Origin of the sequence: Tardiphaga sp. OK246 (assembly GCF_900188215.1) — a bacterium.
In the GTDB taxonomy this organism is placed as follows: domain Bacteria; phylum Pseudomonadota; class Alphaproteobacteria; order Rhizobiales; family Xanthobacteraceae; genus Tardiphaga; species Tardiphaga robiniae.
Genome location: NZ_FZOX01000003.1, coordinates 278,664 through 292,267 on the forward strand (window position 1 = coordinate 278,664; position 13,604 = coordinate 292,267).

Here is a 13,604-nt window from a genome sequence, read left to right on the forward strand (position 1 = left end):
TGCAATCAGCACCGCCCTTGCGAGGCCAGATCTCTCCTTGCCTCAATCATCATCACCGGCGGCCGGCGGCATCTGCGGCATAGACGGTGTCTGCATGCGATCCGCCGCTGATGGCTTCATGCGTTCGCGTGACGGAGCTTGCCCACGCATCATCTGAGCCTGATCGTGCTCGATCTGCGGAAAGAACACATCATAGCAAGCGCGGCTCAATCGCGGTCCTGCGCTGCGCAAGCAATTTTCTACCCGCCCCTCATCCGGCATTGCCGATGTACAGAGGCGAAACGCATCGGGCGTGCAGGCTTCGCGCTGTGCCTCCGTGCCGCTGCCCAAAGCCGCGACGCTGGAACCCGCAATCAATGCCACGGCGGTCGTCAGGCTTGTCAGAGTGTTTGCCATCGGTCCTGTCCTTACGAAGTTATGACAGGTGAAATTCTCAGTGGCGCGCTCGGTTCCTTCCTGGCCGCTCACATGCTGCTGAAAATGCAGGCTTAAGCGGGTGTAACGACAGTGCCGACAAAGCGAGTCAGTTGACCGCCTGCGTGCTTTCGTCGATCTCGTCGGTCCACACCTTGAAACTCACCAGCGTGTTCGGCCCAAAAGTTTGCGTGATCGGCACATCCGCGGCATCGCGGCCCTGCGCGATCAACACGCGTCCGATGCGCGGGATGTTGTTGCGGGCGTCAAACGTATACCAGCGGCCGCCGATATAGGCTTCGAACCAGCCGGCGAAATCGCCGTCGGCCCATGGCTTCGGCATACCGATGTCACCGAGATAGCCGGTGCAGTAGCGCGCGGGGATGTTCATGCAGCGACAGAACGTGATGGCCAGATGCGCGTAGTCGCGGCAGACGCCCTTCCCCTCGTTGTAAGCGTCCCAGGCGGTCTTGGTCGCGCGTGCGTGCTCGTAACCGAACTGAATATGGTTATGCACGAAATCGCAGATTGCCTGCACGCGTGCCCAGCCAGGCACAGTCTTCTCGAACAGCTGCCAGGCGACGTCCGACAGCCGATCCGTCTCGCAGTAACGGCTACCGAGCAGATAGACGATCGTCTCGGCCGGCAGATCCTCTACCGCGTGCTGGATGGCTGACGGCACGATAACGTCCGGCTTGCCGCTATCGTTGACGATCCCGTCGGCTTTGAACGTGATGCGGCCCGTCGGCGCAACAATGCGGCTGCACCAGTTGCCAAAGCCATCCCGATAGGGCGTGATCGGAACTGAGGGATTTATCGTGAGATAGTCCGGCACCACCACGTCGGAGGCACGCGTGAAGTGCATGCCCATCACGATCATGACAGGCGTCGGCTGCGGGAAATCATAGATCATCTCGTAGCCAACACGGATCTTCATGCAAAACACCTCATCCCGGCAAATCGTTGATTTCAAAAGCGAGACATCGCAAGCGTTGCACATTGCGCGACGATCTTGCGAGAAAAACCCAGCACAAGCGTCGACCAGAATGTCATCGATGTCAGATACATCCTCGAAATGGCGACAAAACGTCCAATAACAAGACAATCATAGCGAAATTCGACGAAACACCGGATCGCTCAAAGAAATCGATGGCTAATGTCTGTGAATAGGCGCACGCTGAATGGATGCCGGATCTCAGCAGCGACATGCGCGCGTGACCACGAGATCGCGCCGTGAGACCGTTACTTTCAAGCATCCTTTCCAGTTGAAGGGCCTTGGTCGTTTGATCCCGGCAGGGTCGTATGACGTCATCACCGATGAGGAGATGATCGAGGGACTGTCCTTCGCCAGCTATCGGCGCACGGCGACCATGATGATCGTGCCCGGTGCACCACCCCATACAAGTTCCATGGAGATGATCTCCATTGGGTCGCTTGAGCTGGCAGATGCGCAGCGCATCGATGCGAGCGCACCATGACCGACACTCCCGTCGAGCTGGATAGCCGCCGCGGCATGGCGGCACAGAAAGCTACCGATATCCGGCGCAGTCTCGCCGAAGTCGAATCCAATGCCGCAGCACTGCGTGAGCGGCAGCTGGCACTCGAAGAGCAGTTACTGACCACGCCGGCCACCACATGGCCTGAGGCTGCAGCGAAGGCGCGCTACGTCCTCAATCTCTACGGCGCATCGCTCAGCGCACAGGATACCCAGCACCGCGATCTAATCGCCATCGTTCTGGACGATTTTACGCGGCTTGCCGCCAACGACTGATCCCATCATTACGCAGGTCGCAGCGATCCCGCAGCAGCCAGCGCTCAACCGAAAGCATCCTCATGCAGAACCTCTTGCACCGTCACGTTCAAGTCGCAGAATCTCTCCGCCTCGGCGTCGAGTCCGGCTGGTACAGCACCAAGATCAGCGGAACCTTTGTTACGGGCCCACATCCCACCGAGGCCGAATGCTTGCGCAAGATCGCTGAACTCAACCCTGTTGTGCCAAAGCGCAAGGCCTAACGCGGGAAGACGACGATGGCGCTTACACACGGTGTTTTCCAAAGCTTCGAATATAATCGCATGGTTGTCCTGTTCTCGATGATGAATGACGCGACCGAAGTCACCTGCGCGATCAGCACCAGCGCGATGGACGAGCTTGAAAAGGCGAAACGCACCAAGCCCGAACAACGCGAGGAGCAGTTCGTCCGGCTGCGCGATCGCATCGAGGCCTGCGCAGCGCGCAAATTCGCGAACGCCGAATTTGAGGGCAAGCCGCCCGGTATCGTGCTGCGCAGCATCGATTTCCGGTAGCCTCTCCCACCATTGAACCCTTCCTCCTCGCGGTGTGACCAACGCCTGTCACACGCGAGAGGTCGAGCCATGCGCCACTTTCCAAGCCTGAACCGTTGCGCCATCCGCGTCCTGTTCGCTGCCATGCTGGCGAGCGCAGCAATGCCGATCGCGCAAGCTGCCGCCGACGATGCACAGCAATGTACCGATGCCTCCGGCGTCCTGGCGATCGCGGCCTGCGACCGCGCCATCGCGTCAGGCAACTACCGCGGCCGCCAGCTTGCTGAGCTGCATTTCAACCGCGCCTTCGAATATAATGAACGGCACGAGAGCGGCCCTGCCATGGCCGCTTTCGATGAAGCCATCCGCCTGAACCCGGATTATGCCCGCGCCTATTTCATGCGCGGAAATCTCTGGCTCGCCCGCGGCGATAACGACCGCGCCATCAGCGACTTCAGCGTGGCGCTCGGTCTCGATCCCAACAATACCGATGCCTATGTCAATCGCGGTGTCGCCTGGTACGCCAAGGACGATAACGACCGCGCTATTGCCGACTACGACATGGCGATCCGTCTCAATCCGCAGGAAGGCGGCGCCTATAGCAATCGCGGCGGCGCCTGGCTGGTGAAGGGCGATCATGCGCGCGCCATCGCCGATTTCGGCGAAGCAATCCGGATCAATCCGAACGATCCCTGCCCGGTGTTCAACCGCGGCTTCGCCTTCAGCCTGAAGGGGGACAACGATCGTGCCATCGCCGACTACAACGAGGCGATCCGCATCGCACCGACCTATGTGGCGGCGCTGACCAATCGTGGCAGCGTGTGGTCCGACAAGGGTGACAACGACCGCGCGATGGCCGATTTCAATGCGGCGCTGCGCATCAATCCGAAATACGCCAAGGCGCTCTATCTGCGCGGCATGACACGGCTTGAAATGGGCGACATTACGGGCGGCGCAGCAGACGTCGCCAGCGCACGGAAGATCGATCCGAAGGTCGGCTCATAATGACTGAACACGCATCGCCGTCACGGGCGGCACGTCAGTCATATCGATCAGTCGAGTTTGGCAACCACAATGAGGCGCTTCACTTCACCGTTGCGATAGGCCTGCAGGAACTTGTTGTAGTCCCGGAACGAGACGCAGCCGTTGGAATCGCCATTGGGGCCGAGCATGTAGGTATGCGCGAGCAGACCCGTGCGGCCATGGATCGCGCCCTCGCCGCCCACCGGCGTCAGGCGCAGCGCGGCCACGCCGTGGAACAGAGCCTCGCGCGGCTTCAGATCATAGATGTGCGGCGGCGTCACGCCGCGCATCTTCTCATGGGCATAAGCGGGATTGTCGAGACGGCTGCCGAGGCCGGAATGCGCTTCCAGCTTGGTGCCGTCGGGCATGTACACTTTACGCGCGGAGATATCGTAGACCGCGGTGGTGCGATCGCTCAGGGTGGGCTCATTGCTGGCCGCCGCATCGGTGCCGTTGCTCAGCACGCCGCCGTCGGAGCCGGCATAAGCGAGCACGGGGCCTGACTGCGGAGCGCTACCGCCGAACAGTTTCTCGAAGACGTTGAAATTGCCGGACTTGGGCTGCGCAGCCAGCGCCAGCCGCGCCTTCTGAACCAGTGAGTCGTGGCCATAGGCACCGCCCCTGGCGGCGCTGGCCTGTGCGACCGGCTGCGACGGCGCTTGTGTTGCCTGCTGCGGCGCGGACGGCGTACGGGCATCGGAGGGCCGTGCGGCCGGCATCGGAATGCTGTCGACGAGCTGGCGCACCGTCGGTGCCGGCTGCATCAGTGCGACTTCCTGCGGCTTCGCGGCTGGTGCAGGGATCACAGCTTCAGAAGCCGCGTTGCGCTTGACGAAGCGCTCGGGCGCGGCGCCCATCGAATAGGTCGGGTCGAACCAAGCGACCTGACGCTTCGGCTCGGGCTGCGCGGCAGCGAGCGGCGCATTAACGGCCGGCTCGAAACGCTCGGAGAAGGATGTGCGGTGTTCGGTGCGTGAGAAGCGGCTGTCGAAGCGCTCGGCGAAAGACGACTGGCCGACGCCCGCATCATTGCCGAGATTGGCGGAGACCATCGCAGGCTGCACGCCGTTCTGGAAAAGCTTGCCGGCGAGCGTCCATCCACCGGTCAATGCGACGGCGGCAAGAGCAGCGCCGATCACGAACATGCGTGAACTGGATTTCGACACTTGATGCTGGCCTCGGCGTGAGGGGGCAGAATGGTTCAACGCACGTTTACTGCTGCTCATACGCCTGACGTCCAACACACGTTTACTAAGCTCCCTGCCCGTTGTGCCTGACGAGACACACAGGTCTCGAAAAGCACCGCGCAGGGATGCGAAACGCCATTAAGGCGAGTTTTAGTTAAATGCGAATTAATTGGAGGTCCCCCACCGATTGCCTACCTAAAGGCCTGCCAATCATGGCCTTTTTGAGTAACCGACAGGACGAATTCGGGGAACCTGCGAGAGCTTTGTGGGCTCTCGCAGGCCGGTCTCAGGCGCGCTGGGGTTTTGGGTCACGCCCGGCCCGAACTATTGGCGCGCTGTGATTAGGCCATTGGCCTAGTGCGAGGCTGGTGCGCGGGGAACCACATTTCCTTTTGGGGTATTTAGGTAATCAAAAAGATCAATTTGTACCGGCTAAGGCGTCAAATGATCACGACCTCAGTAGTTCAGCTTCGGATACCAATCGGTGCCCCGCCCTTCCGGCGTAACGTCCAGAATCGTCCAGAGCGGCATCAGGTCCGGAGCGCCGCGCGGGTCCTGGCCGGGATCCGCCGTAGACCCATCCATCTCGCCGCTCCAGAAATGGCGAATCTTGCCGCTGCGGCGGGTGAAGACGTTGAAGGCAGCGTCGTCGCCACCGTCCTTGGTCAGCCCACGATAGTCACGGCTGAACGCGCCGGAGGTGTCCGAGAACAAAGGCAGGTAATGCCAGCCACGCTGCTTCTTGAAAGCGACCAGCCGCTCGATCGGCGAGCGCGCCACAACGGCCAGCGCCACGCGCTGCGTAACGTCAGGCACCTCGCCGTCCCAGGCCGACAGCAGCGATGTGCACATCGGGCACGGCTTCTCGCGCTGCGGCCCGTACATGTAGGAGTAAACGACGAGCGTCTGCTTGTCGCCGAACAGGCCCGCGAAATTCACGGGGCCCTTCTCTCCGATGAAGTCGTAGTCCTTGGTCACCTCGCCGCCATCTGGTAGCGCACGACGCAGCTCCGCGACGCGTTCGATCTGACGCCGCAGTTCGATCTCCTCGACAAGCAACGCATTACGCGCATCGCGGTATTCACGGCTCTCATTGGGATAGCGAAAACTGGCCTTCTTCACGAGTTCGGGCGCAGGCGTCAGGCTGGAACCGGTCATGACATGATCCTCCCTTGGTGAATTTCAACGTGTTCCGTCTGAAAGACGTTCCGGGAGCGGCCGATCCGACATGACGATCCACAAATTCATCATGCGCAGCTTCGTGAACGGCCAGAACACGCATGACGGTTATTGACGCGCCGAGCATGGACGCACATGAGTGCGCCATGCGCCTGTTTCATTTCAGCGAAGAGAACAACATCGAAGTCTTCATGCCGCGGCAGGTGGAGGTTGCGACGCCTCGCGCCCAGGGACAGGAGTGGCTCAATGATCCCCTGATCTGGGCCATCGATGACTGGCATGCGCCGATGTATCTGTTCCCGCGCGACTGCCCGCGCATTTTTGTCTGGCCGACAGCGAGCACGACGCCGGAATACCTCACCGCCTACAAGAAGATGACCACCTGCCGCATGGTTGCGCATATCGAGCTCGGCTGGCTGGACAAGCTTTCCCAGACGACGATCTATCGCTACGAACTTTCGGCTGACGGGTTCGAGGATCTCGGAGATGCAGGCGCGTGGGTATCGCGCGCACCATCTATGCCGCTCAATGTCGAGCGGATCGACAACATCGAAAAGGCACTGGAAGCCGCCGGCGTCGAATTGCGCGTCCTGCCATCCCTGAAGACGCTGGCGCCCCTATGGGACACCTCGCTCCACGTCAGCAGCATTCGGCTTCGCAATACGTTGGATTGACCGATCGAGCTGCCTCAAACGCACGAAGCATGCCTGGACGTTCGGGAGTCATAGAATCGTAGAGCGTCTTCGCGACATTCATCGCTCGTTGTCATGATGTGCGACGAGTATCGCTTCGGCGCAATGCGCCTACGTTCTACCCATCCCATAATGACCCACGAGCTCAGGCCGCGGTGTCGGCCTTCGCACGGCGATGACTGACCACGACGCGGTTGCGGCCCTCTCGCTTGGCCTCATAAAGCGCGGCGTCGGCGGCCGCGAGCAGGTCATCGCCCTCGGCGACGTGCACCGGCATCACCGCCAGACCAATCGACAGCGTGACGCCGTCGAGCATGGCCGTTGGCAGCGTCACCTGCATGCGATGCACGGCATCGAGCACCTGCTGCGCCCGCTGCGCGGCAACCTCGACCGTGACGCCCGGCATCAGCATCAGGAACTCCTCGCCGCCGAAACGGCCAATGATATCCGAGGCGCGCGTCGTCTCGCGCAATATCCTGCCGAGGCCGCGCAGCACGGCATCACCGGCCTCGTGGCCGTGGCTGTCATTGATACCCTTGAAGTGATCGATGTCGAGCATCGCCAGCGCGAGCGGCTTGCCGTCCTGCTGGCTGCGCGTGGTCTCGCGCACCAGGGCATCTTCGAGGTAGCGGCGGTTGTGAAGATCCGTCAGCGGATCGCGCACCGCCTGCTGACGCAGCAGCTCGCGGAGTTCGAGATTGGCCATCGCCAGCGACACTTGTTCGGCCAGCATCGTCGCCAATTGATCCGCCCCCTCACCGAACACAGAAGTATGCTCGCGATACAGCAGACCAAGCAGGTTGTTCTGCGCGATCAGCGGTTGACAAACGAACCCTGTACCGGTGACACCGCAGGGACCGGCATGATTGCAGACCAGTCCCTGACTCGCCTCGGAAATCGGGAATGTCGTGCCACGACGCAGCGCCCAGCAGTCATCGACCGGAAACGACACCGCATCGGCCTGTAGTGCGCCCCAATGGGCGCCGCGCTGAACTGCGTTACGCGCTTTATTCAGATAGTACAGCGCGCCCGCCTCCTCCGTGAACAGGTAGCCTGCATAGGTCTGAACCGCCGCGAAAATCTTTTCGCGCGACTGACACGACTGCAGCACGCCCGAGAGTTCAGTGAGCAGGACGATTTCCTTGGCGCGGATTTCCGCCAGTTGCAGCGAGGTCGTCAGCCGTTCGTTGGCCTCCTCCATAGCGTGCGCATGCGCGCGCCGCTCCGCCTCGACAGCGAGTGCGTCGGTCTTGTCCTGGATCACCCAGAGGATATCGCCGGTCGCCAGCGGCTTGCCATAGGCATCGACCAGCAGCGTGGAACCGTCGCTGCGGCGCAGATGCAGTTCGACTTCCGTCGCCATGGCGCTGTCACGAATACGATCCAACGCGGCATCGAACGCCTCCCCGTCCTCCTTCGTCGCAACCAGCTCGTCGATCGTGTTGCCGAGAAGCGCAGCGGAGCTGCGACCGCAGAGTTCAGCGATCCGGCGATTGCCGCGCAGGATCCGGTGGCCGGCCGTAAACAGGATGCCTGCCAGCGGATTGTCGACCAGCGCGCGCTGCTCGGCATCGAGCGTGCTGAGATTGCCGGACAACCGGCGCGATCTCATCGTGATCACGGCGAGCAGCATCATCAGGAGGCTGATGGCGGTGCCGCTGGCGAGGACGACGTTCGGCACTGTATGGCTGACTTCGTAGATCGAGCCGGGATTGGTGGTGAACAGCACGCGCCAGACGCGCTCGCCGACAACCAGCGAACGATCCGCCGAGATCCCCGCCGACATCACCATTTGCGTCACGAGACCGAGATTGGGCTCAAGACTGTCATACATGAGGGTCGGAGTGACGGTCGCATCTTCCGGCTCGCCAATCATGACGCCTTCCTGCGTCGGCTTGGCATAACCGCGATCAACCACCTGGATATGCATCTGCTGCAGCGTGCGCGGATCGAGGATGCCGCGCATCAGGTCATTGGTGCGATAGACCGATGCAACAAAACCGTGGAGCGCTGCGTTTCGCTGCGAGACGGTCTGCGTGGGCTCGCCGGCCCGGTAGATCGGCGCACGGATGATGAAACCGAGGCCACCCGAGGTGTCCTGCACCAGTTTGACCGGCGGCGTCGCGACAATCCGGCCGGTCTCCGCGGAACGCCGCAGCGAGTCCAGTTGCGCAGGATTGGCACCGGCATCGAAGCCCAGCGCATTTTCGTTGCCACGCATCGGCTCGACGAATTCGACTACGTTGTAGATTGATCGTGGCCCCGGCGGACGCACGGCGAAATCCGGCTGTCCGGAATGCTCGATGCTCTTGTCGGCACGAACTTCCGCAATGAAGGCATCTAGATGATCCGGCGTCACATGACGCAGCGACTGCAAGGCCTGGAAGCCGGGATAGCGGCGGCCGAGATCGAGCACATCGATGTAGCGTCGGAACTGGGCGCGATCGACACGGCCGATCGAGGCGTACAATCCCTGCATGCTGACCAGTACTTCGGCGTGGGTGCGCAGCCGTTCGCTGATCGCATTGGAAATATCAACCGCGTCGACTGCGAAGCGACGCTGCATATCGGCCGCTATCAGGCGCTCCGAGAATTCGCGAATGGCGAATGTCGCGGCGAGGCCGGCTCCGAGAATGGCTGCGGCAACGAAAGTCGTCCGCCGCGCCTGCGGCGCCAGCAAGTCACGCAATGCCATGTCGAGTTCCCTGAACTGACCCGGCCCCCGGCTTCGGATCACAGTACCTAGGTCGGGTGATACCGGCATCGGGATTTAGATTCTGTTGCGCTGCCCACCAGCGAACCACCTCAGGACCAGACACTTGACGACATCCTTAGTCGCGGATAATAATTATCCACGATAGAGGTGAAATAAGCCATGAAGATGAGCGACGGGGTTGAGCAGGCGATCCACAGCGTGGCGATGCTCGCAGGCCTGCAATCGAACGGCGTGTTGTCCGCCGGCGCCCTCGCCGAATTCCATGGCGTGTCCACCAGCTATCTCCTGAAACACCTGCAGGCGCTTTCGGGCGCCGGCTTGCTCATCGCACAGCCTGGCCCGACCGGCGGCTATCGCCTTGCCCGGACGCCAGACCAGATCACCCTGCTCGATGTCGTCCTTGCCGTTGAGGGCGATGCACCCGCCTTCCGCTGCAGCGAAATCCGCCAGCGCGGCCCCAATCCCCTGCCCGGCAAACCCACGGCGCCCTGCGGCATCAATGCCGCGATGTTGCGTGCCGAGCGCGTCTATCGCGATGAGCTGGCCAAGGTGAGCATCGCCGATGTGCTCGGCGATCTCCGCGCCAAGGACACCGACGGCGCCATCGCCGCCCGCGGCTGCGCCTTTCTGGAGCTCAACGAACGACGCCGTAACGCCAACTGAAACCTGAAACCGCACACCAAGGAGAAAGACTATGCAAGCCCGCCTCAACATCGGCAAGGCCGCCCCCGACGCCTACAAGGCCGTCGCCGCGCTCGATCAATATGTCGTCAAGGAAAGTGGCCTCGAGCCTGCGATCGTCCACCTCATCAAGCTCCGTTCGTCGATCATCAATGGCTGCGCCTTCTGCGTCGACATGCATGTGAAGGAATCCCGTCACGACGGCCTCAGCGAACAGTGGATCAACATGATGTCGGTTTGGCACGAATCCACGGTCTATACGCCGCGCGAGCGTGCCCTCCTCGGCTGGGTCGATGCCGTCACGCTGATCGCGCAGACCCGTGCACCCGATGCCGATTATGAAGCGTTGCGCGCGCATTTCTCGGAAGAGGAATGCCTCAAGATCACCGTAGCGATCGGTGCCATCAATGTCTGGAACCGTCTTGCCGTCGGCTTCCGCGTTCCGCATCCGATCGAGAAGCCGAAGGCTGCTGCCTGAACACAGGCTTCAGCAGATAATCGATAAGCGAAAGGCCGGGTTGAAAATTCAACCCGGCCTTTCTTAGCTTCTACTTTGCCCGACCGATGTGTCAGGCAATATGGCTAGTGGTCAGAAAAGCTTCGCGCCCGACGCATCGACGACGCGTCCCCAGCGGGCGTAATCGTCCTTGATCGTCTTGGCGAAAGCCGCCTGGGTCGAGGTCGTGATGCTCAGGCCCTGCTTTTCGAGACGCTCGCGAACATCCGGCAGCGCGCCGATGCGCGCCACTTCGACGTTCAGGCGATCAACAATGGCATCGGGCGTCCCTGCAGGCACGACGAGGCCGAACCAGGAGTCGACGACGAAGTCAGCCACGCCAGCTTCCGCCGGCGTCGGCACATCGGGAAGCTGCGACGAGCGCTCGCGGCTGGTGATCACGAGACCCTTGACCTTGCCGTCGCGGATCTGCGGCGCCAGCACCGTCAGCGTGTCGAAAGACAGGTTCACCTGATTTCCGAGCAGCGCATTCACGGCGGGAGCGCTGCCCTTGAACGGCACATGCAGCAGATCCGTCTCGGTCAGGCTCTTGAACAGCTCGCCGCTCAGATGGCAGAGCGTGCCGGGTCCGCACGACGAGTAGGTGAATTTCCCCGGCTCGCGTTTCGCAGCAGCAACGAGCTCCTTCACTGATGACACCGGCGTATCGGGGCTAGCCGCGAGCACGTAAGGCACCGACGTCAGCATGGCCACCGGCGTGAAGCTCTTGAAGGGGTCGTAAGAGATGGTCTTGTTGATATGCGGCAGGATCGTGAGCTGCCCTGCAGGCGCCAGCGACAGCGTGTAGCCATCCGGATCGGCCTTGGCGACCGCGTCGGCAGCAATAGCCGTACCGGCACCAGCCTTGTTCTCGACCACAATGGTTTGCTTCAGCGCCTCGCCGAGCTTGTCGGCATAGACCCGCGCCGTGATGTCCGCAGCGCCGCCCGGCGGGAACGGAACGATCAGCTTGATCGTCCGGCTCGGCCAGCTGTCAGCGAGCGCCCCCGTCGCGCCGGAAACCAGCAGCACTGCCGCGAAAGCACCTGAGAGGAGTCGAGAAGACATGACGGACCGCACGGTCGTATTCCTTATGATCGATGATGAGAGTGTTTTGCCCGCGGTTCCCGCGAGGTTTCGCCGAAATTTCGCAATCATTTCAGCGATGTGGGACCACGTTTGTTACCACTGAAAATGTCATCGAGACGGGTGTCCGACAAGGAAACGCCTTTGCAAATAAGATCTGGACGATGGTGGATTGCTATCGTCGGACGGGCGGATGCGAGAAGTTGCTTCTTTTGACGGAACTATTCGGCAGCGGAACCTTATGCTCTGATCGGACCGTCGGAGTCGGAGAGCGTCATGACCGAGCTGAACCAGTCGACCGAGAAGAGCCGTTACCTCAGCGCCCCGAAACGCCCTGACTTCACGCTGGACCAGGACTGGGGCTCCTACTCCGCCGCCGAGCACGATCGCTGGGACCGCCTGTTCGCCCGCGCACAGACCGTCCTTAAAGGCCGGGCTTGCAACGAATTCCTCGCCGCACTGAACACGCTGCAGCTGTCCGAATCCGGCATTCCCGATCTGGAGAAACTGAGTGCCCGTCTGACGCCGCTGACCGGTTGGCAGGTCGTGCCGGTCGCCGAACTGGTGCCCGACGAGATCTTCTTCGATCATCTTGCCAATCGCCGCTTCCCGGCCGGCGCCTTCATCCGCCCCGAACACGAAATGGATTACCTGCAGGAGCCTGACATCTTCCATGACGTTTTCGGGCACGTTCCGCTATTGGCGAACCCGGTCTATGCCGACTTTATGGAGGCCTATGGCAAAGGCGGCCAGCGCGCGATGGCGCTCGGCCAGTTGAAAAACCTGGCACGATTGTACTGGTACACGGTGGAGTTCGGACTGATGAAGAGCGCGGAGGGGTTGCGCATCTTCGGCGCCGGCATTCTGTCGTCAGCAACAGAGTCGGTCTTCTCGCTGGAAGACTCCTCGCCGAACCGGATCAGGTTCGACCTCGAGCGCGTGATGCGGACGAACTACATCATCGACGATTTCCAGCAGAGCTATTTCGTCATTGAGAGCTTCGAGAAACTGCTGCAGGACAGCTATCAGGATTTTGGCGCACTCTATACCCGCCTGGCCAAAGCAGACGACATCGCGGCCGACGAGGTGACCCCTGAGGATCACGTCATCAGCCGCGGGACGCTGGACTATTTCAAGCGCAAGCGCGCGTCAGCCATTCATTGACTGGATGCGGAATTTAGCCGGCGACGCGCCGAAGCGACGACGGAAGCTGCGGTGGAAATAGGATAGTTCGTTGAAGCCGCAGGCGGCCGCGACTTCACTGATCTTCAGGCTGCACTGCCGATCGCCGGTCAGCATGCTGCGGGCCTTTTCAAGCCTCAGCTCCATGATGCGATCGGTGATGCTGAGGCCGGAACCCTGCAGCAAATCCTGAACGTAGCGGACGGACAGGCCGAGCTTCTCGGCGACCACCCGGGTCGAGAACTGCTGGTCGGCAAAGCTCTCATTGATCTGGTTGATCACGCTGGCGATCCGCGCTCCGCGCAGGCCGCCGACCTCGGTGAGGTTCACGGGGTCCGGCTTTTCGATGCTGTGCACCTTGGCACGGTCGGATCCAAAGTCGGAGTGGCTGCTGAATGCGAGATTTGTGTTTTCCATGTTCCCAATCACCGCCCATTTCAATGTGTGCGGAGATAGGTCGTCCGGACCCCTGACTTTGGTTCAACGCCGACGACGATAATTTATCGTCTTTCGAAACCATAGCGGCGCACTGCGCCCCGATGGTGACCATAAGTCGTTGGCCGGTGGTCGTCGTGTGGTCCCAAGATCGCGTTCCCCAGTAGTACTTTCAGGTGAGACCGAGCGGCGACAGCCGCTCACAATGCGACGCCAAGAGCGCGATCCAG

General features: G+C 61.4%; 15 protein-coding genes. 8 read left to right on the forward strand and 7 right to left on the reverse strand.

The annotated features are described in order from the left end of the window. Positions 1–42 precede the first annotated feature (42 nt). Both CHC01_RS14345 and CHC01_RS14350 read right to left on the reverse strand, forming a co-directional pair. A complete protein-coding gene (locus CHC01_RS14345) occupies positions 43–468 on the reverse strand; it encodes a hypothetical protein (protein WP_141137105.1) in 426 nt (141 codons plus the stop codon). Positions 469–523: 55 nt separating this feature from the next. Further along, positions 524–1,351, reverse strand: coding sequence for a transglutaminase domain-containing protein (locus CHC01_RS14350; RefSeq protein ID WP_089264966.1), 828 nt, complete (start codon positions 1,349–1,351; stop codon positions 524–526). A gap of 277 nt (positions 1,352–1,628) precedes the next feature. Between CHC01_RS14350 and CHC01_RS14355 the strand changes: the two genes are divergently transcribed. From CHC01_RS14355 to CHC01_RS14375, 4 genes are all read left to right on the forward strand, one after another. Beyond that, entirely contained in the window at positions 1,629–1,892 is a 264-nt protein-coding gene (locus tag CHC01_RS14355) for a hypothetical protein (protein WP_089265659.1), read from the forward strand. Next, positions 1,889–2,185, forward strand: a complete 297-nt coding sequence (locus CHC01_RS14360; protein WP_068736086.1) for a hypothetical protein — start codon at positions 1,889–1,891, stop codon at positions 2,183–2,185. Before CHC01_RS14355 ends, CHC01_RS14360 begins: the two co-directional genes overlap by 4 nt. A gap of 257 nt (positions 2,186–2,442) precedes the next feature. Continuing rightward, the gene (locus CHC01_RS14370; RefSeq protein ID WP_089264967.1) at positions 2,443–2,718 is read left to right on the forward strand and encodes a DUF1488 family protein; all 276 of its coding nucleotides are present in this window, start codon (positions 2,443–2,445) and stop codon (positions 2,716–2,718) included. A 69-nt stretch (positions 2,719–2,787) separates the two neighbouring features. Continuing rightward, on the forward strand, positions 2,788–3,702 hold the full coding sequence (locus tag CHC01_RS14375) for a tetratricopeptide repeat protein (RefSeq protein ID WP_089264968.1): 915 nt from the start codon (positions 2,788–2,790) through the stop codon (positions 3,700–3,702). A 47-nt stretch (positions 3,703–3,749) separates the two neighbouring features. Here CHC01_RS14375 and CHC01_RS14380 read toward each other — a convergent pair whose 3' ends face one another. Next, positions 3,750–4,886 carry a DUF2778 domain-containing protein gene (locus CHC01_RS14380; protein ID WP_244558363.1) on the reverse strand — a complete coding sequence of 379 codons (1,137 nt, stop codon included), beginning with the start codon at positions 4,884–4,886 and terminating at the stop codon, positions 3,750–3,752. A gap of 477 nt (positions 4,887–5,363) precedes the next feature. Further along, positions 5,364–6,065, reverse strand: coding sequence for a DUF899 family protein (locus tag CHC01_RS14385; RefSeq protein ID WP_089264970.1), 702 nt, complete (start codon positions 6,063–6,065; stop codon positions 5,364–5,366). Between the two features lie 167 nt (positions 6,066–6,232). Here CHC01_RS14385 and CHC01_RS14390 point away from each other — a divergent pair, with 167 nt between their 5' ends. Further along, the gene (locus CHC01_RS14390) at positions 6,233–6,760 is read left to right on the forward strand and encodes a DUF6886 family protein (RefSeq protein ID WP_089265660.1); all 528 of its coding nucleotides are present in this window, start codon (positions 6,233–6,235) and stop codon (positions 6,758–6,760) included. A gap of 163 nt (positions 6,761–6,923) precedes the next feature. Here CHC01_RS14390 and CHC01_RS14395 read toward each other — a convergent pair whose 3' ends face one another. Then, positions 6,924–9,473 carry a diguanylate cyclase gene (locus tag CHC01_RS14395; RefSeq protein WP_089264971.1) on the reverse strand — a complete coding sequence of 850 codons (2,550 nt, stop codon included), beginning with the start codon at positions 9,471–9,473 and terminating at the stop codon, positions 6,924–6,926. Positions 9,474–9,653: 180 nt separating this feature from the next. Between CHC01_RS14395 and CHC01_RS14400 the strand changes: the two genes are divergently transcribed. Together CHC01_RS14400 and CHC01_RS14405 are read left to right on the forward strand one after the other, a co-directional pair. Beyond that, a complete protein-coding gene (locus CHC01_RS14400; RefSeq protein ID WP_089264972.1) occupies positions 9,654–10,157 on the forward strand; it encodes an RrF2 family transcriptional regulator in 504 nt (167 codons plus the stop codon). Between the two features lie 31 nt (positions 10,158–10,188). Continuing rightward, positions 10,189–10,653: a carboxymuconolactone decarboxylase family protein gene (locus CHC01_RS14405; RefSeq protein ID WP_089264973.1), complete on the forward strand. Its 465-nt coding sequence runs from the start codon at positions 10,189–10,191 to the stop codon at positions 10,651–10,653. 111 nt (positions 10,654–10,764) lie between these two features. Here CHC01_RS14405 and CHC01_RS14410 read toward each other — a convergent pair whose 3' ends face one another. After that, entirely contained in the window at positions 10,765–11,739 is a 975-nt protein-coding gene (locus tag CHC01_RS14410) for a Bug family tripartite tricarboxylate transporter substrate binding protein (RefSeq protein WP_089264974.1), read from the reverse strand. A gap of 294 nt (positions 11,740–12,033) precedes the next feature. Between CHC01_RS14410 and phhA the strand changes: the two genes are divergently transcribed. After that, on the forward strand, positions 12,034–12,921 hold the full coding sequence (gene phhA / locus CHC01_RS14415) for a phenylalanine 4-monooxygenase (RefSeq protein ID WP_089264975.1): 888 nt from the start codon (positions 12,034–12,036) through the stop codon (positions 12,919–12,921). Here phhA and CHC01_RS14420 read toward each other — a convergent pair. Further along, positions 12,907–13,356, reverse strand: a complete 450-nt coding sequence (locus CHC01_RS14420; protein WP_068736063.1) for a helix-turn-helix transcriptional regulator — start codon at positions 13,354–13,356, stop codon at positions 12,907–12,909. The two genes, phhA and CHC01_RS14420, sit on opposite strands and share 15 nt — an antisense overlap. Positions 13,357–13,604 lie beyond the last annotated feature (248 nt).

Coding starts and splice junctions, on each gene's coding strand:
- CHC01_RS14390 (WP_089265660.1), top strand. CDS start 6,233: ATGCGCCTGTTTCATTTCAGCGAAGAGAACAACATCGAAGTCTTCATG.
- CHC01_RS14370 (WP_089264967.1), top strand. CDS start 2,443: ATGGCGCTTACACACGGTGTTTTCCAAAGCTTCGAATATAATCGCATG.
- CHC01_RS14410 (WP_089264974.1), bottom strand. CDS start 11,739: ATGTCTTCTCGACTCCTCTCAGGTGCTTTCGCGGCAGTGCTGCTGGTT.
- CHC01_RS14420 (WP_068736063.1), bottom strand. CDS start 13,356: ATGGAAAACACAAATCTCGCATTCAGCAGCCACTCCGACTTTGGATCC.
- phhA (WP_089264975.1), top strand. CDS start 12,034: ATGACCGAGCTGAACCAGTCGACCGAGAAGAGCCGTTACCTCAGCGCC.
- CHC01_RS14400 (WP_089264972.1), top strand. CDS start 9,654: ATGAAGATGAGCGACGGGGTTGAGCAGGCGATCCACAGCGTGGCGATG.
- CHC01_RS14395 (WP_089264971.1), bottom strand. CDS start 9,473: ATGGCATTGCGTGACTTGCTGGCGCCGCAGGCGCGGCGGACGACTTTC.
- CHC01_RS14405 (WP_089264973.1), top strand. CDS start 10,189: ATGCAAGCCCGCCTCAACATCGGCAAGGCCGCCCCCGACGCCTACAAG.
- CHC01_RS14375 (WP_089264968.1), top strand. CDS start 2,788: ATGCGCCACTTTCCAAGCCTGAACCGTTGCGCCATCCGCGTCCTGTTC.
- CHC01_RS14385 (WP_089264970.1), bottom strand. CDS start 6,065: ATGACCGGTTCCAGCCTGACGCCTGCGCCCGAACTCGTGAAGAAGGCC.
- CHC01_RS14350 (WP_089264966.1), bottom strand. CDS start 1,351: ATGAAGATCCGTGTTGGCTACGAGATGATCTATGATTTCCCGCAGCCG.
- CHC01_RS14360 (WP_068736086.1), top strand. CDS start 1,889: ATGACCGACACTCCCGTCGAGCTGGATAGCCGCCGCGGCATGGCGGCA.